Below are 17,777 nucleotides of genomic sequence, written 5' to 3'. Positions count from 1 at the left end.
CCCGCCACCCGCCCCGGCTCAATCGCGTGGGGTCGGCCGCTCCTTAGGACGCTGCGTATTCGGCGCGGACGGGGACGACGCCCCGGGCGGGGACGACCCGGGCGGCTCCGCCGAGTCCGGGACCGCCGAGCTCGACGGTGTCGGCGGCACCGGGCTGAACGGGCTCGACCGCGACGGGCTCGGCGTCGGACGCTGGTCGGGTGGTGCCGTCGAGGACGACGGCGCGGCGGGCGGTACCGGGGCGCGATCGGGGGCCGGATCCGGGCCCAGGGCCATGTAGCCGACGGCAACGGCTGCCGCCGTGGCGAGACCGGCGAGCGGCAGGGCGTACCGGGCCCTGATGCGGCGGAGGGCGGGCAGTCGGCGCAGGTGTGGTCCGGGCGGCCGGGCCGGGCGCAGGGTCCGTACGGTGATGCTGTCGGCGCGTGCGGCGAGTGCCTCGCGCAGGCGCCGCTCCGTGGGGTGTTCGGGTTGGTCGGCCGGGTCGATCCGGGGCGGTCCGGGCGTTCGGGGCGTCATATCCGGCCCTCCAGGATCTTTTCGAGGGCGTCGAGGGCGCGGCTGGCGTTCGACTTCACCGCGCCTTTGCTGATGCCGAGGGTGTCGGCTATCTCGGCTTCGCTGAGTTCGGCCCAGTAGCGCAGTACGAGGACTTCGCGGCGGCGCGGCGTGAGACGGCCGAGCGCGGCGAGGACTTCGCGGTGTGCCTCGTCGAGGACGACGGAGTCCTCCGCGGACGGGGCTTCGCCGGCCGGTGGCGGGGTCCAGGCGCGGGCCGTACGGCGTCGGCGCAGCACTGAGCGTGCGGTGTTGACGACCGAGGTGCGCAGGTAGCCGAGGGCGTTGTCCACTTCCTTGATGTGTTCGCCGTGGCGCCGGTAGAGGGCGGTGAACGCGTCCTGCACGACGTCCTCTGCGGTGGCCGGATCGTCCACGAGCAGCACCGCGAGCCGGACCATGCGCAGCCGGTGCGCGTGGTAAAGCTCGCTGATCGTGGGTGGCCGGTCGAGGTGCGGGGACGTGACACCGTACGGACCGCCGCTCGCGTCCATGGACGCGAGCGGGGCCCGGCCCGGCCTGTCGGTGGCCGGGCCGGGAGCCGCTTCGAGAGTGGAACGGTCCCGTCTCAGCAGCCCGCGCAGCAGATCCCGCCACGCCGGTCTGGCCCGGCCGTGCGGGAGTATGAACGGCCGTGGAGGCGGAGCGAGTTCGTGGGCTGCGGGGAAGTGCACAGGGTTCCTCTGCTGGGCTGCGTCAGCGGTGCGAGCGGCGGCGTGCGGCGAGGACGGCCCCCGCACCACCGGCGACGAGTACGACGGCCCCGGCGGCCATGACGGTGTTGGTCGTGTTCGACGAACCAGTATGGGCGAGCTCGTCGTCGGCGGGGGCGGGCGCGGGGGTGCCGGGCTCGGCGGGAGCGGCGCTCGGGGCCTCGGTGGGGGCAGCGCTCGGCGCCTCCGTGGCACCGTCGCCCGGCTTGGCGGGCGCGGCGGTCGGCTCGGCGGACGGCGGGGTGCTGGTGGCCGGCTTCGGGACGCTCGTGCCGGGTGCCGCGGGCGCCGCGCTGGGCGTCTCGACGTCGGCAGCGGCCGCGGGACGCGCCGGGTTCACCGACGACTCCGACGGCTCGGCATGGGCGACGGGCACGGCGGCCAGGGCGGCCAGCAGCCCGGTGGCGACGACGGCACTGCGGGCGGCGGCAAGAGAAACACGGTGGTTCACGGTCGTACTCCACGGTCGGGGCAAGAGCACCGGACGGCACCCTTCACCCCCACACGACGCGCGGACCCCCGTCAGGTTGCCGCGACGTCACGAAAATCTTCTGAACGGCGACGCGGAACGGCCACGGGGCCTGTGACAGAACGAGGACGTCACGGAGGAACGCCTGTGACTCGGTGCGAGATACAAATACTTCAGACCGCACACACCAAGCACCTCCAGGGGGAACACCGTGAAGTACACCCGCACCGCCGCTCTCGCCGCCATCAGCGTCGCCGCCACCCTCTCGCTCACCGCCTGCGGTGGTGGCGACGACACCGGCACGAGCACGGACTCCTCCGCCAAGAACTCGTCCTCCACCTCTTCCTCCTCGGACAACGGCTCGCAGGCGGGGAGTGACTCGAACTCCGGCGGCACGGAGGCCGGTGACACGAAGTCGGAGTCCGGCAGCCAGGACACCAAGGCCGAGGCAGGCACGAACGGCGCGACGACGACCGGTGCCAAGGTGACGTTCTGCAAGACCGAGGACCTGGCCATCGACGCCACGGACGCCGCGCCCGACGCGAACTCCGGCCGCATCAACATCACGATGGTCAACCGGGGTTCGACGACCTGCTCGGCGACGGGCTTCGCGGGCGTCGACATCAAGGACGCCGACCACACCTCGAACCCCATCGAGCGCGGCCACGCCCAGCCGCGTGTCACCACCCTGAAGCCCGGCGACGCCGCCGTCTTCAACCTTGCCTACGACATCGACACCACCGGCAACAGCCTCTCCTCCCCGACCAACATCCTGGTCACGCCCCCGAACGAGACGCACACGGTGAGCCTGAAGTGGCCCGCGGGCGCCGGCCAGATCAAGGGCGCCTACACCGACGTCGAGGTCTACCCGACACACACGACCAAGTAAGAGCGGCCCGGCGGAGCATGGAAAGTGACGTCTACCCCATGCTCCTGGAAGCGTTGCGCCGTGCCGCGCGGCGGCCCCACACGAAGCAGGCTGCCGCCGCGGCCAGCAGCACGACGCCGATCGCGGCCCGCACGGCGAAGGGTTCCCCGTGTCGGGCGGCGATGACGGCCTTCACCACCGCGCCGGCGCCCGGCAGGCCGAGTACGAAGACCAGGGCAATGGCTGCTCCAGGATTGCCCGCCTTCCTCATTTCCTCGGACGCGGGGCGCAGTTCGGGCGAACCCGGAGGTGGTGGGAACGTCCCCTGCGGCGGAGGCGGCGGAGACGGGAAGGGTGTGAACACACGCGTGGAGCGCAGCACCAGATACCTGGGATGTGCGCCGTAGCCCTCGATGTGCGAAAGCTCGTACCCGTGCTGGTGGGCGACCCACAGCGTCTGGTCCATGGACCAGCCGGTACCGGAGGCCAGGACCTTGGCCTCCGGCCTCCCGTCGAGGGATCGCAGGATCTCCTGCTGTCGCCCTTGCCGCCCGGTGGCCGAGCCGACATGAACGTGGCGGAAGAGGAAGGGCAGCCCGATGAGGGTGAGGACCGCGAAGGCGATGAGCGCGAGGATCAGTACTGCGTCGGACATGTCAGTGGCCTCCCGAGCACGCGGGCTCAGGGAGACGCGTCAGCCCTTCTTCAGCTCCTCGGCGAGCATCACGATGATGCCGCTGGGACCGCGTACGTACGTGAGCTTGTAGATGTCCTCATAGGTCGCCACCCCGCGCAGCGGACGGCACCCGTGCTTGGCGGCCGTCTCAAGGGCTTCGTCGATGTTGTCGACGGAGAAGGCCACGCGGTGCATGCCGATCTCGTTGGGGCGCGTGGGCTCCGTCTCGATCGCCTCGGGGTGGATGTACTCGAAGAGTTCGAGGCGACCGTGACCGTCCGGCGTCTGGAGCATCGCGATCTTGGCGTGATTGCCGTCAAGGCCCACGGCGGTGTCGGTCCACTCGCCACTGACCGTGTCTCGGCCGATGACCGTGAGGCCGAGGTCGGTGAAGAAGGAGATCGTTGCTTCGAGGTCGCGAACGGCGATGGCGACGTTCTCAAGCTTGATGGCCATGCTCCGCATGCTACCGAGCCGGGCGGACTGAGACGGTCGGCTCGCCGCGACCGCCGGTTCGTCCGGCTAACGGTGAGCGGACGCGGTCGGGTTGACGGTTCGAACGGTGCGCTGGATAAGCTCGTCAACAGTTGCAACAGGCTGTAGGCGAATGCGCAGGCCGCGTTCCGCGTGTGTGAAGGGCCCTCTGGGCTCGAAGGGGGTCCTCATGAACAGCAGGCCGGGAAGCGGACCGGGATCAGGATCGGGTTCGGGATCGGGTCAGAACGATCGGGAGATCGACGACTCGGAGCTGATGGACGTCGCCCACGACTCCGAGCAGGCCCGCAGCCTCCACAGGGCGCTGCGCACGCTGGCCAACAACCCCAACGTCAACGGCCCGCTCCAGGAGATGGCCAAGGGCATCCTGTCGGGGCGCATGGGAATGACCGACGCCATCAAGGACGAGCGCTACATGGACGCGCTGGGCGACCGCATGAGCGAGATCCGTCGTGCCGCGGAGTCGCAGACCATGGAAGACCGCGAGGCCGAGCGCGAGAAGCGCGAGCAGTGGGAGCGCAAGCGGGACGAGGAAGCGCAGAAGGAGCGCGACGAGCGCGACGGTCCTTCGACCGATCTGTTCACGGGGTCGAAGAAGCGGGGCCGCGGCCACCGGGACTGAGCCGCCCGGCCCTCCTCCTCGGAACAGCACTGTGACACCCAAGGGTTGAGGTCTTGTCAGTGACTCTGGGTACGCTGTGACAGACATGAAGCGGTCGTGAACCGGCGGTTCCACGACGTCGGTTGGTGAAGCGGGGGCGTAATCATGGGCGATGGGTTCAGGAGTAATCCGGAGTCGCTGAGGACCGAGGGGGGCAACTTCTCGAAGCTCGGCAGGGATTTCTACCAGGCGACGCAGCGGCTGAGGAGCGGTCTGGCGGCGCAAGGTGACGGCGGCGGAGGCGGAGGCGAACCGCCGAAGGAGACGACGTTCGCGAGCGTCGCCGGGGACGCCTGGAAGGGTCTGACCACCTTCAGCGACAAGGCGGGCACCCCGCCCTGGGGCGACGACGAGCTGGGCGAGAAGTTCGGCGTGGTCTACGAGGGCCTGCGCGACGGCATGACGGACTCGATGGATCACCTCGCCACCAAGCTGAACGAAATCGGCAAGGCGCTGGAGCGGATGGCGAAGAACCACGAGGAGAACGAGGACTTCACCGAGGCTCTGATCAAGGAGCAGAAGCCGGAGAACCAGTTCGGCGGCGAGGTGCAGGTCCTGAAGTCCGCGAGCACGTGATCCACAAGCAGGCAATGCACGGACACGTGATGTTCGTCCCGAAGCCACCCCTTCACCGATAGGAGAAAGTTCGTGTCGCAACCCGGCGCGCCCCCACCGGTACAGCCGGTCCCCACCACCGCCGAAGAGGCTTTGGCTGCCGCTCGGGCCCGGTTCGAAGTACTGGACCTGGAAGGAAACCCGGCGCCGCTGCATGTGGCGGAGTTCGACATCGGCTTCCTCGTCCACGCCGTCATGCCCCCGCCGCCTCCCGGCGTCCAGGCGCCCCCTGGAGGCAGTCACATGGTGATCTCCAAGGTGGACGGGGCGGTCACCTACGTCCCCAACTTCCCGCCGGACTCGGCGATCGAGCTCTACCGCAGTCTGACCCGGCCGGGCGGCTAGGTCGTGGGCGCCGTTTAGTGGGCACCGTCTGCGGGCGCCTGCAACAGCACTGTGACACAGGGGATGTGAGGGATCGCCAGGGCCTTTGGGTAGGCTCTGGCAGGAGCATGGCTCTGCGCCGACGCAAGCCGGTTGAGCACTCACGAGGCGTCCATGGGCGTCTCCGGCAGCAGCAGAGAAAGCAGGGGTTCTTCCGCCGGCGGTGAGGCGGACGGAGCCGCCCGGCCCACAGGGCCGGGGACAACACGAAACTGCATGGCGACAACGGGGGTCTTTGTCGTGGCTTTGATGCTGCCCAACGGGCTTGAGTGGCTTCTCGAGATGTGTGGCTTCGAATGGCCCACAGGCGACGAAGACAAGATGATGGAGTGCGCCAACGTCTGGCGCCAGTTCGCCGCCGACGTGACGGACCTGCAGTCCCAGGGCATGACCGCCGCAGGCAACGTTCTGGGCGAGAACGCCGGGGACTCGATCGACAGCTTCACCAAGACCTGGGAGAAGTTCGCCGGCGGTTCGGGCTACTTCGACGACGCCCGCCAGGGCGCCGAGCTGATCGCCATCTGCATGGACGCCGCGGCGATGCTCATCATCGGGATGAAGATCGCGGTGATCGCCCAGTTGGTCATCCTGGCGCTCGAGATCGCCGCGGCGCAGGCAGCCGCCCCGTTCACGCTGGGCCTGTCCGAGATCGGCGCGATGGGCGCTGCCGCCGCCACGCGGATGATCCTGCGCAAGCTCCTCAAGGAGATAGCCCAACAGATCCTCCAGGCAGTCCTGGAGACTGCCAAGGAACCTTTTGTCTCCGCTCTCGAAGCCATGGTCTCCGACGTGGTCTCCCAGACCGTCGAGCAGAACTTCGGCAAGCAGTCGGGCTACGACCTCGGGCGCACCGCCAAGACGGGTTACGAAGAGGGCAAGAACGCCCTGAAGAACTCCGGTTCGACCTTCGGCGAGTCCCTGCGTGACGGCGCGGGGTCCCGTGCGGGGCATGCGGCCCGCGGCGGGCTGACCGGCGGTGGACACGACGGCGGCGACAGCTCGTCGGAGTCCAACGACTCGTCCTCGTCGTCGAACAACAACTCGCCCTCCAGCCCGAGCAATTCACCTAGCTCGGACAACTCCCCCAGTTCCAACAATTCGCCGAGCCAGTCCAACTCGCCCTCGGGCGAGAGCGGTCAATCGGGCGAGTCCCAGAGTCCCAGCAACTCGCCGAGTTCGGGCGGCAACGACTCCGGACGCAGGGCACCCGACATCGGCGGCCCGTCGGCCTCGTCGCCGTCGAGCGGCCCGGACAGCTCCCCGTCGGGCCCGTCGTCCGACGGCCCGTCGCCTTCAAGTTCGCCCTCGTCCACACCCAGTACGCCGTCCAGCGGGCCGGACAGCGCCGGTGGTCCGGGCTCCTCGGACCCCTCGTCGTCCTCGCCCGCACCGAGCCGTGGCTCCGACCCGCCCAGCCCGTTCGACGTGGGCACCCAGGCGTACCAGGACAGCATCGGTCAGTCGCCGGGCAACGACCCGTCCACCCCGGACTCGTCGCCGGACTCCTCCACACCGTCGACTCCGTCCACGCCGTCCTCCGCGAACCCGGACATCCAGGGCGGACCGGCCCCCGACACCACCCCCGACTACGCCCGTCCGGACAGCACACCCGACAGCACACCGGACTCGCCGCCGAGCCACGCGCCAGGGGGTACGCCTGACGTCGGCGGCTCCCCGACGCCTGACACCACGCCGGACGGCGCCTCCCCGAGCCGCCCGGAGGGCATCAGCGGCAACACGCCGGAGCAGGGCGCGTCGATCCCGGACCAGCGCACGCCCGAGCCCGCGCCGACCCCGACACCGGCCCCGGACAACTCCGGCCCGGAGCCGGGCGCTCACCAGGTCGACCGCGACTCGGTGACCACCATGCCCGCACCGGCCCAGGGCCCCACGCCGGGCGATGCCGGCGACGGCACCAGCCACGACGGCAGCAACAACGACAACCAGAGCCCGGGCGCCGGCCGCGGCTCCATGCCGAGCGGCGCCATGCCCGGCAACGCCCCCGGCGGACACTCCAGCCCCGGCCAGGGCCACGCATCGACGCCGTCCACACCCCCGCAGCACCAGAACGACCCGGACGACCCGGACATCACCCTCATGGGCAACGCCGCCACGGCGACGCCCCCGCCCCAAGCCGCCCACGCCGGTGACGCCGGCACCCCGCAGCAGGCGGCCCCGTCGTCCGCGACACCCTCGGCCGCACCCACCGGGGCCATGCCCCCGCCGACGGCGGGCCCCATCCCGACGCAGGCACCGCCCGCCGGCACCTCAGGAACGACCCCGCGGTCCAGCACGCCCAGCGCCACGACGCCGCGTACGGAACAGCCGACCGCCAGGCCCACGACGCCGTCGCGCGACACCCAGCAGTCCCGGCCCGCGTCGCCGCCGCGCAGCGAGACACCACGAACCGAGACACCGAGCCGTCCCACCACGACGCCGCGCGCGGACACACCTCGTACGGATACGCCCGGCCGCCGCACGACACCACCCCGCGGCGAGCAGCCGGCGAACCGTCCGACGGACCAGCAGCCACCGGCCCACTCCCCCGCTCCCACGCAGCACGACCAGGGCATGCCGGCACCGGACAACCAACAGCCGGACAACCACCAGCCGGACAACCACCAGCCGGACCAGCAACAGCCGAACACCCAGCAGCCGGACGCCAACAACCAGACGCCCGACCAGAACCAGTCCCCCGCGGACGACAGCACCCCCGAGCACCCCACAGCGCCTCCGCCCGTGCCCGGGGCGGACAACCTCTCGGACATCCGCAACGACCTGAACATCCCGCACGAGGGCCTGTCCACGCCCGACCCCGCCCATCAGCAGGACCTGGAGAACGCCCACCCGAGGAACCCCGACGGCACCCCGCAGGTGTACGCGGACCCACGGCAAGGGAACTGGGCCGGTCTCCAGAACGACGGCGGCCCGGGCGTACCCGGCCGGTCCAACAACTGCGCCGACTGCACGCGCTCGTTCCTCGAGACGTGGTTCGGCCGCCCGACGGTGTCCGCCCCGCGCACCCTGGACACCAACCCGGACGGCAGCCTCAACCGCTTCTCTCCGGAGCACAACGCACTGGACAACCAGACGCGTTGGGCCGGCGCCCCCAGCACGTACGCGGGCAACGACCACCCCAGTCCCTACGCGCGAATAACCCATGAGCTGTCGCAGGCCGGGCACGGCTCGGCGGCCGTGATCGGCGTCAACTGGCCGGGCGGTGGCGGCCACGCCTTCGCCGCGGTCAACCACAACGGTCAGGTCCTGTTCGTCGACCCGCAGAGTGGCCTCGTCAGCGAGAACCCGATCCACCTGGGCGCCCAAGAGGTCTTCTACACCCCCCTGGACGCCAACCGGAACCCGATCACCCCGTACTTCCTGACCCCGTCGACCCCTGAACCGTCCGCGGAGACCACTCCGGACACCGACGCGTCGACGAACGAGCCGACGCCCGACACCGAGTCGACCGAACCGTCCACGGAGCCGTCCACGGACGAGACACCCTCCAACAACGACGACTCGACGACTCCGGAGACGACGTCCCCGCAGAACGCGGACACCTCGACGGACACGACCACCACTCCGGAGTCCACCCCGGACCAGTCACCCGAGCCCTCCCCGGACACGGACTCCACCACGGCCCAGGACGCCCCGCAGCCCGAGACGGACCAGGACGCACAGGGCGACCAGGACTCCGAGTCCTCGCGGGATTCCCAGAACTCCCAGGACTCTCAGGACACCGACGCCGCCCGGGACACCAACGACACTGCCAGCACGGACGACGCCGACAACGCTCAGAACCCCGAAGACACCGATGACACCAACGACACCGATGACGCATCGGAGTCGACGGATCCGCCTCTCCCGTCCACCGCCACCCGCCCCTCCGGCCCGCCGGACGGCTACGACGACCCCACCGACGCCGACCACCGTGCGCAGCAGGAGAACTTCCCGCGAAACGAGGACGGATCGTTCCAGCAGGCCCCCGACCCGCGCGACGGCTCCTGGCTCAACGACATCCGCGGCCAGAACCCCGACGACTCCGGCCGCGACGTCAACTGCCCGGACGGAGCACTGGCGTTCGCCGATTCGTACGCGGGCAACCCCACGGTCGCCGCCCGCCGCAGCCCGAACGAGGACGGCACCCCCGCCGACACTCCCGAGCCGGGCGGCCGCGACCGCATCGAGAACACCCTGGGCGCGGAGTTCAGCGACTTCGGTGACGGCAGAGACGCGTACAACAATCTGGAGACCTCTCTCCTCAACGAGGGCCACGGCTCACAGGCCGTGATCATCACCCAGAACGCCGATGGCCGTGCCCACGCCTGGAACGTGGTGAATCACAACGGCCAGATCGTCTACGCCGACCCACAGACGGGTCAGAGCAGCACCACCCCGCTCCACAACGGCAACAACGGCGTCTTCGCCATCCCCCTGGACGCCAACCGCCGCCCCATCGACCCCACCAGCCAGCCGGCCACGCAGAACCAGGGTCAGACCACCCCGGCCGCGACCGACCGCCCGTTGCCGCAGGGGCCGGCCGGCACCACTGACCCGTCCGACAGCCGGCACGGAGCCGAAGCAACTCGGGAGCAGCGAAACCAGAGCCTGCCCGACCCGGAAGCCCCGGACCAACAGCATGCGAACCTCCCTCCTGATCAATCACAGCAGGATCTCCGGCGGGAGCACGAAGTACGACGGATCGATCTGACACCGGTCCAGCAGCAGATGCGCGCCTGGGCGCAGCCTCAGGGCGACCCGCCCACCTCTGCGTTGGGCAACCTGTTGCAGGAGTCCCAGGACCGACGGCAGCAACATGCGGAGGCCGCGCGGCAGGTCCGCGACGCAAAGCAGGCGCTCGACGACGCGAAGAAGGAAACCGCCAGCGCAAAGAGGGATCTGCAGAAGGCCGGTCCGACGGAGCGGCCGGCAGCCGAGCAGAGACTGAACGCCGCGAAGAACGCCTTGTCGGAGGCGAAGAAGGAGCACAAGGAGGCGCTTCAGGCGCACCGGGACAACGTCTCGATGCCGGCGACCAACTTCACGGACAGCGATATGCGTCGTCATCTCGACCCGGCATGGTCGCAGATGAACGACGGTGACCGGTACGCCGCGCTCGCGACCTTGGGCCGGATGAGCCACTCCTTCCACGCGAACAACGCGGTGGGCGCAAGCCCGGAACCCGCGCCCAACAACGACCCGTACGCCGACGCCCCACCCAAGAAGCGTCAGCGGATTGACCCGGCGCACGACCATCACGAGTCCGTGGCCTCCTCGCGACGGGAGGCCACCGCGCGCCCCAAGGACAACGTCCCGCAGGACCTCAGGGATCTGCTCGACGCGACGGAGCGCAACTCCCCGGACTTCTCCGACAAGAACTACGCCGTGGTGGAGGTCGTCGGCGAGGATGGCGAAAGCCACTACATCATCGACTCCTCGGTCCCGGCCGCCGGGGACGCCGTGCGCCCACGGCACTCGGAAAGTCACATCCTGGAATCGATCGAGCAACTCAACAAGGGCAGGGAAGCCGAGGGGCGGCCCCCGTACAAGGTCGCCGGCCTGTACACCGAGCGGGAGCCCTGCGGGTTGCGCAAGGACAACTCGGGGCACGCAGACTGCTCCCGGACCATTCGCGATTCCGACGCGATGAACAAGGTGCCCGTGTACTACAGCACGACGTACCGGGTCGACCCACAGCGCACGGAATTGCGCGACCAGGAGCGCGCCGCCCTCCGAGACCAGGGCATGACCGAGGCCGAGGCCAAGAAGGCGACGGAGGGCTACAAAACCCCCAATCGCCAACTCATGGACCAGGAGATCCAGCAGCACCTGAACTTCGTCCGCGACCTCGCCCAAGCTCTGACCAACCAGAACCAGACCCCACCGCTGTCTCCTGACCAGACGACACCACCCACCCAAGAACCGCCGTCGGGCCCGCCGAACCCCAGCGAGCTCGACGCTCACCACCGCACACCACCATCAGACCCGGCCGGCACAGACCGCAGGCCCCCGGCCGACCCGGCCGGAAGCACCGAACCTTCCAACGGCGAACAGCCCGAATCCGAAGCGCCGGCCGCGGGCGAAGGCAATAGTGAGCCGAGGCCCGGCCTCGTGCGCCAAGACGACGACTTCGAGTCCGAGATGAACAGTCGAGGCCAGCGCAAGTCGCACATCAACTCGGAAGGCGACCTGGTCCCCGCCAACCCGCACGGCACTGCGAGCGTGGTCGATCACATAGTGGGCCGCGATCCGGCCAAGTCGGACAGTCCTTTCACCTCCTTGAGTTCGGAAGGTGCCAACGCGAAGGCATTCGGATCGAATCGCATTCGCATCGACCTGGACCGGCTGGAACAGGACATTGCCGCCGGCAGGGTCCAGGACGTCGAGGTCTACTCCCCCGACAGGGTTCAGAGCATCATCCAGGAGAACGCAGACAGGATCGCCGGCAGGCCTGTGGACCTGACGGTACCGACTGGTACCAGCAAGTCACAGGCTCAGGAATTGGCTCGGGCACAGGGCCTCAGCAACGCAAAGGCCAAGAGGATTGCGCAACGTATGATCGACATGATGAACACGCGACGCGACGAAGAATGGCTTATCAAGGGCGTCGTTCCGCACGATTACATTGAGGGGCCGCTCGGTGGCTGACTTCGTGAACGAATCGGGAGCAAACCGGTTCGAGGCGCTGCTGGGCACGGACTTCGAGGGTCGGCCCACCAACGATCTCGAGGACGTCGTCTACGAAGCCCTCGACGATCCCCGCCACCGTGAACGCGTGCCCGGGCTCACCGCCCTCCTCCAGGATCCGACGGCCCCCGACCGCGAGCGTTTCCTGTCCTGCGTCGCCCTGACCACCTGGGCCGAGCCGGCCGGTTATGCGGCCGTGATCGAAGCCGCCCGGGATCCCAAGCAGGCGCCTTGGTACGACCTTCTCGTAGACCGCAAGTTCTCGGTGGACAACACCTTCGCCCAGCTGGCTCTGGCTGTGGGAGACAGTGATGTCCTCGCTCGCGAGAAGGACACCTGGGACCAACGCACCGAGGGCTTCAAGAGTTTGATCGGCATCGCCGACAGTGAGTACTTCGACGAGAAGCTCGGCGATGGACTGGATACCCCCACGGCTGCATCCCTGCTTTCACCGATTCGTACCGTAGTAGCGCGCGGAACGGCGGCCCTCGCAGCGCGAAAGCCCTTGAAGTTCGACCTGGCCACTCAACTTGTGGACCTGGCCGCCGCCCTGTCGCCTGTGGACGCAGCCAGTGCGGTCACGCTGGCCACGGATGTACTTGCACAGGCCGCAAATACCCGTGCCCTCCTGCACGCGGTGTCCATCGTCCAGCGTTCGCATACCCCGGAAGCACACGCTTTCGCTGAATACCTGGCGATGAACGGCGACGACCGAGTGCGGTCATCCGTCCAGGACGCACTCGGCGCGCAATAGGCACACGGAACGCCAGCAGGGCGGCCGGGGGGCTTGGGACACGGCGGCGACGTCGTCCCACTACCGTGATGGAGTTCGGAACCAGCAGCGACGAAAGGCAACATGACTGTGCCATCCGGGGGCATGTCCGCAGGAGAATTGCACGACCGCGTGGACGCATGGTGGCGTGCCGGTGGGCGGGGCGGCACGGTTGGCCATGTCGTGGCTCCGGACGGTGTCGATGCCGGGGACGTCCTGCGGCGGGTGCACGAAGACGTGCCGGGGAGTGTGCTGGTCGACGTCGCCGGGCTCGACGCCGAACAAGTGATGCACAAGGCCCTGACCACCCTGGGAATCGACCTGTCTCCCGGCGAGCGGGGGTTCTGGTCGACCACACTCGGCACGATGGGCGAAGAGCGTCTGCTGGTGCTCGTCAACATCCGCCGTGCCGGGGGCACTCGGCGGTCGTACGAGCCGGAGCGGCTGATCCGCAGCACCGTCGGCATGCTGGCACACGGCAAGCTGGCCGTGCTGACCGATGCCGATGCCGGACTCCTGCCGCGGGGACTGCAGCCCGGGAATCTCTTCCATCTTGCCGAGCCGACTGCTGCCGCGCCGGCTCCCGATGTGCCGACCGCCGTGCGCGCTCTCGCCCTGGCGGAGCCTCGCACGGTGCCCGTTCCCGTGTGGGCTGAGCTCGTCCTCGCCCTGACCGGCGAGACCATGACTGCGGACGAACTCACCGCTCTCGCCCGGCAGCAGGCGGACGTTCTCCTGACGGGCCCGCTCGGAGTCTCCTTCGTCGAGGAGGGCGTGGCCGAAGCCCTGCGACGCGAGGTCGCTCCCGAGCACGTCGAGCACGTCAATCGGCACGTGGTCGACTGGCTGCTGCGTACGTCCGCCGAATTCCGCCATCCCGAGGGATGGGCCCGGTCAGGAGCCGTCGGGCTCTACGCCGCCGCCGGGCTCGCCATTCACGCCGTGCAGGCCGGGTCGTACGAAGAACTTCTGCGTGACGGTCGTACGGTGGCCAACCTGCCGCAGACCGCACTCATGGACTCGGCGCGCAGCCACAGCATCATCATCCCCGGCAACAGTCCCGCCGCCGACGCATTTCATCTGTGGGGATGGGGCGTTGTGCCGGCACAGCAGCGCGAGTGGGCTTCCTGGCTGCACTTGATGGCCTGGTCGCGCGACGACTTCGAGTACGCGCGGTCCGTGGCCTCGTCCGGTGTCTCGCTTCCCTGGCACGCGCAGTGGACCCGCTGGCGGCCGCCAGGCGGCTGTCACGCACGTTTCCTCACGGCGGGCGAGTTCTCCAGACTGGCGGAGGTCCGTTGGCAGAAACGGCCCGCCGTCGCAGGGTTGCACTCGCGGATGGTCGACGGGATGCCGGAGCCGTATGTCACCGTCCGGGACGCGGAGACGGGTGAGCTGCTCGCAGGCCCCTGGGAGCGGAACAACGCCCTGGAGGAGCACCGCTCGGATCTGGCGCTGCCTCCGGCGGCGATGCCACCGGAGGCGTCGGGCGCACCGGACGTCGAGCCTGCCGAGCCCCTCACGCGCCTCGCCGACCTCTTCGTCTCGTCGTCGCAGCAGCGCAGCGCACGGCGTTTCGCACTGCCCTGCGCGCCACTGCGGGTGGGGGACGCCGTGATGTTCGCGGGCGAGTCGGGGCTGATCGCCATCCAGTCGGCGGACGGCGTGGACCCCTCGGAGACCTTCGGCGCTCTGAGGAACCACCTGTCCCGGGATTACGCGGGCGCGCAGCCGAGCAGGCCCGTTGACGCCGCTCCCCCGAGCCACCGGGACCTCATCACGCTGTTCGGCGAGGACGCCATCTTCTGGGCCGAACCCCAGGAACTTCCCGATGGGTTGACACATCGCCCGACGCGCGAGCTGCTCACCGAGTTCGGGCTGCCGGACATGACGGAGGGAGCCATGGTGCTCCTGCCGTACGGGGACGGGGAGATTGAGCTGTTCGACGAGGTGGACTGGCCGGACGATGTCGAGCCCGCCACGGAACGCGGCCCGTTCTTCCAGATCGGCAAGTGGATGGGCGGCGCACTCGTCATCGACGGACCCACCGGCCACGTCCTGCGCGTCCCGACCGGCCCCGGCGAGGAGGACCTGGCCGCCCTTCCCGCCGCTTGCGACCTGGAGCGCTTCCTCACCATGGTCGCGCTCTTCGTCACCGGGCTGCGTTCGCGGGACCTCGCGCCCGCGATGAGTTCCGAACGCAGCCACATCACCTACTGGTCCCTGGACGCGCTGGCCGAGATCGACGAGACGGGCGGTGAGCAGCCCGCATGGGGGTACGTCTACGACAATACGACATGAAAGCACTGCCTCGGCGCAGGCGCTCCCGGTCTCCCACCAGTTCCCGCCCGACTCGTTCGGTCATTCCGAGAGGCGGCCGACCAGGCGCCTCAGGCCCTCCTGGCAGTTGACCCCCGTCTGCACTGCCTCCCACGCCTGTTCGAGCTGTGCGTCGGACAAGCCGGGCAAGGTGCCGTCGAAGCGGGCGCGCAGGGTTGGTGTGGGCCAGCGGATCAGGTTCGCGGGGCGCATCGAGGCCATCAAGGCTTCGACCGCCGGGCGGCCGGCCTGAATCGGGAGGTCGGCCAGGACCAGCGCCACCACGTCCACGGACGCGAACTCCCTCGCCGCCGTCTCGTTCTTCAGTAGTTCGTCGGCGGCGGCGCCGATGTGTACGAAGGGGGCGATCACGCGGACAAGGCCGTTCAGGTCGAGGTCTGTGCGCAGGCGTTCGCGTTGGCGGTCCAAACAGGTGTTCAGTACTTCGCGGCCCACTGTGGTGCGGCAGACGCCAGGGGTGTATCGCCAGCTGCCCTGTTCCACGGCCTGGTGGGGGCGGTAGTGGTGGCGGTACGGGACTCCTCCGTCCCGGAGCGCCACCCCTTCCAGCTCGCTGTCGAGCGCGGCGCGCAGCTCGCGGGCGAAACGCGGGTCGGCGAGCAGGTGGGTCAGGTGCGGGCGCCGGTGGACGAGCATGTGGCCGGCGCCGGGGCTGCCCAGTTTCGGTGGCGGGTCTTCCAACGGAACGCCGTGTTCGAGGAGTTCGTCCGCCAGGTCGAGCGGCAGCGGGGCCCACCAGCCGGGCGCCGGATCACGGTAGGGCAGGCGCACCGGAACCGCGTCGGCCGCCAGGCGCGGGGCGAGGCTCACCGCCACGTCGTACAGCTCTTCAGCGCGCGCCTGCCCGAGCGGTTCGCTCGCCAGCCAGCCGTGCAGCAGGCTGGCGGCCTCGCCGGCGGGAAGCCCCGCGCTCTCGCCCGTGAGCAGAGCCAGGGCACCGCTGCGCCGGAGCAGCGACTGCCACTCCTCCGCGCTGCTCGCGTCACCGGGGACCAGCCGAAGTACGTCGTGCACCGTCTCCGGACGTCGCTCGACCAGCAGCTCCAGGGCCTTGCCCTTCAGTGCGTCGGCCCAGAACTTGTTCACGTCGCCCGCGCACAGCCCGATCTTCGGCACGATGTCCTCGAGCAGAGCGGCCACTTCGGACTCGGGATTCGCCTTCGCCGCGCGGGCCACCTTGCGCAGGTCCGCGGCCATGCCCGGATACAGGTCCCGGGGTGTGTGGACGCGTCGCACCAGTACGTCACGGAAACGCCGCAGCCGTTCCGGTGAGACCACCGCGCCCTTGGGGGCGAGCTCCTTGGCACGCGCGCGTACCGCCCCGCTGGCCAGCGCTCCATGGTCCGCGAAGGTGGCGTATCGGGCGTCGAGCCATCGCTCGTCGAGTTTGGTGTGGTGCTCGCGTTCGGCGTTCCTGGCGCGCATGAAGTACCCGGTGGCGTACTCCTTGTGCTTTCCGCCCTCCTGCACGCACATGTCGGCGAGTTCGTCGAGGACGGCGGGGAGAAAGCCGGGGGCGGTCGTGGCCAAGTCCTCCAAGCGGTCGTCCAGGACGGGCTTGTACAGACCCGGGCCGCCCCAGAGGCTCCAGCCGAACGCGTAGGCCGCTTCCAGGGCCTCCTGTTCCCGGCCGGGGTGCGCCGCCATCAGCCGCTCAGGAAACGGTGGTTCGCCCTCCTCCGTGTCCCCCGGAGTCCGGATGCCGGTCGCGAACGTGTCCGTCAGCTCCCATTCCTCCTTCGACGCCAGCAGCGCGTCCCAGTGGCGTGCGAAGGGGGCGGCCTTCATGAGGAGCGTCATGGTGGGGCCCTCGGGGTGGGCGTACGTCCGCGCGACCAGCGTCGTCGTTCCGGCTTCCGCTTCGGCTTCCGGTGCGGGCGAGGCCGGCATCACCTCGACACCGGCGTCGTCGAGCGCCTCGCGCCACACGGCGTCGGACTCGGCAAGAGCCGCGGGCACGCGGGTGCCCGCGGCGGCCCAGGCCTCGGCCTGTGCGCTCGCCCGCGTACGGTGTCCCTTCAGCGCCCGTCGCAGCCGGTACAGCCGACGTACGCCGTGGCTGTCCGCGAGCCAGTCGGGTACCTGCTGAAGCTGCCTCCCGCGTGGATTGCGGTAGACGACCCGGAAATCGTCGTCCAACTCGGCTGTGTAGCCGTTCACTTCACAGCGCCCGATCATGCTCCGGTACTCCCTCCTCGTCCTGGACGGGATCCTCTACGCGTACGTGCATTCAAGTCGGAGTCCCTGAGACCCGGCGCAGCACCACGACCCAGTCGTCCTCGCTCGGCCAGCCCGTCAGTTCGGCGAGCCGCCATGTCTCGTCACCCACGGGAAAGGTGTCACCGACGTGGAGGAAGTGATCCTGTTCTTCGGAGGCGGAGGCGGAGGCGGAAGCGGAAGCGGACGTAGACGTGGACAGGCGAACCGTGGGCGTGGCGTCGGGCTTCCTGTAGATGTCCATCACCGCGAAGTCCGCCTTCCCGGTGCTTCGCTGAATCCCGTGCCAGAGACCGATCGTGTCGGGACCGCTCACTTCTCG

14 protein-coding genes are annotated in these 17,777 nt (G+C 69.5%); 7 read left to right on the top strand and 7 right to left on the bottom strand.

What is annotated here, in order from left to right; all coding sequences use genetic code 11:
• Positions 1–18: 18 nt before the first annotated feature.
• From ACY34M_RS35215 to ACY34M_RS35205, 3 genes are read right to left on the bottom strand one after another with little or no spacing between them, the layout of a single operon-like run.
• Entirely contained in the window at positions 19–519 is a 501-nt protein-coding gene (locus ACY34M_RS35215) for a hypothetical protein (RefSeq protein WP_462716775.1), read from the bottom strand.
• Positions 516–1,232 (bottom strand): RNA polymerase sigma factor, encoded by a 717-nt coding sequence (locus tag ACY34M_RS35210; protein ID WP_462716774.1) that lies wholly within the window; start codon positions 1,230–1,232, stop codon positions 516–518. The genes ACY34M_RS35215 and ACY34M_RS35210 overlap by 4 nt, the downstream gene beginning before the upstream one ends.
• A 22-nt stretch (positions 1,233–1,254) precedes the next feature.
• Positions 1,255–1,722: an LAETG motif-containing sortase-dependent surface protein gene (locus tag ACY34M_RS35205; protein WP_462716773.1), complete on the bottom strand. Its 468-nt coding sequence runs from the start codon at positions 1,720–1,722 to the stop codon at positions 1,255–1,257.
• Between the two features lie 229 nt (positions 1,723–1,951).
• Here ACY34M_RS35205 and ACY34M_RS35200 point away from each other — a divergent pair, with 229 nt between their 5' ends.
• Positions 1,952–2,629 (top strand): DUF4232 domain-containing protein, encoded by a 678-nt coding sequence (locus ACY34M_RS35200; protein WP_462716772.1) that lies wholly within the window; start codon positions 1,952–1,954, stop codon positions 2,627–2,629.
• 31 nt (positions 2,630–2,660) lie between these two features.
• On the opposite strand, the gene ACY34M_RS35195 is transcribed toward ACY34M_RS35200, so the two are convergent.
• The gene (locus ACY34M_RS35195) at positions 2,661–3,263 is read right to left on the bottom strand and encodes a hypothetical protein (protein ID WP_462716771.1); all 603 of its coding nucleotides are present in this window, start codon (positions 3,261–3,263) and stop codon (positions 2,661–2,663) included.
• A 39-nt stretch (positions 3,264–3,302) separates the two neighbouring features.
• Positions 3,303–3,740: a VOC family protein gene (locus ACY34M_RS35190; protein ID WP_462716770.1), complete on the bottom strand. Its 438-nt coding sequence runs from the start codon at positions 3,738–3,740 to the stop codon at positions 3,303–3,305.
• Positions 3,741–3,948: 208 nt separating this feature from the next.
• Between ACY34M_RS35190 and ACY34M_RS35185 the strand changes: the two genes are divergently transcribed.
• The 6 genes from ACY34M_RS35185 to ACY34M_RS35160 all read left to right on the top strand — a co-directional run bounded on the left by ACY34M_RS35185 (position 3,949) and on the right by ACY34M_RS35160 (position 15,199).
• Entirely contained in the window at positions 3,949–4,401 is a 453-nt protein-coding gene (locus ACY34M_RS35185) for a hypothetical protein (RefSeq protein WP_462716769.1), read from the top strand.
• Positions 4,402–4,545: 144 nt separating this feature from the next.
• On the top strand, positions 4,546–5,016 hold the full coding sequence (locus tag ACY34M_RS35180; RefSeq protein ID WP_462716768.1) for a hypothetical protein: 471 nt from the start codon (positions 4,546–4,548) through the stop codon (positions 5,014–5,016).
• A gap of 72 nt (positions 5,017–5,088) precedes the next feature.
• Entirely contained in the window at positions 5,089–5,400 is a 312-nt protein-coding gene (locus tag ACY34M_RS35175; protein ID WP_462716767.1) for a hypothetical protein, read from the top strand.
• A gap of 321 nt (positions 5,401–5,721) precedes the next feature.
• Positions 5,722–12,087 carry a toxin glutamine deamidase domain-containing protein gene (locus tag ACY34M_RS35170; RefSeq protein WP_462716766.1) on the top strand — a complete coding sequence of 2,122 codons (6,366 nt, stop codon included), beginning with the start codon at positions 5,722–5,724 and terminating at the stop codon, positions 12,085–12,087.
• Positions 12,080–12,880 carry a hypothetical protein gene (locus ACY34M_RS35165; RefSeq protein ID WP_462716765.1) on the top strand — a complete coding sequence of 267 codons (801 nt, stop codon included), beginning with the start codon at positions 12,080–12,082 and terminating at the stop codon, positions 12,878–12,880. The genes ACY34M_RS35170 and ACY34M_RS35165 overlap by 8 nt, the downstream gene beginning before the upstream one ends.
• Before the next feature lie 123 nt (positions 12,881–13,003).
• A complete protein-coding gene (locus ACY34M_RS35160; RefSeq protein WP_462716764.1) occupies positions 13,004–15,199 on the top strand; it encodes an SUKH-4 family immunity protein in 2,196 nt (731 codons plus the stop codon).
• 60 nt (positions 15,200–15,259) lie between these two features.
• Here ACY34M_RS35160 and ACY34M_RS35155 read toward each other — a convergent pair whose 3' ends face one another.
• Positions 15,260–17,416, bottom strand: coding sequence for a hypothetical protein (locus ACY34M_RS35155; RefSeq protein WP_462716763.1), 2,157 nt, complete (start codon positions 17,414–17,416; stop codon positions 15,260–15,262).
• A gap of 52 nt (positions 17,417–17,468) precedes the next feature.
• Positions 17,469–17,771 carry a DUF6406 domain-containing protein gene (locus ACY34M_RS35150; RefSeq protein ID WP_462716762.1) on the bottom strand — a complete coding sequence of 101 codons (303 nt, stop codon included), beginning with the start codon at positions 17,769–17,771 and terminating at the stop codon, positions 17,469–17,471.
• Between the last annotated feature and the right edge of the window lie 6 nt (positions 17,772–17,777).

It is taken from the genome of Streptomyces sp. EDA2-14, from assembly GCF_054963755.1.
The sequence above is the reverse complement of the archived record's forward strand: the minus strand, read 5'-3'. Positions and strand labels throughout refer to the sequence as shown.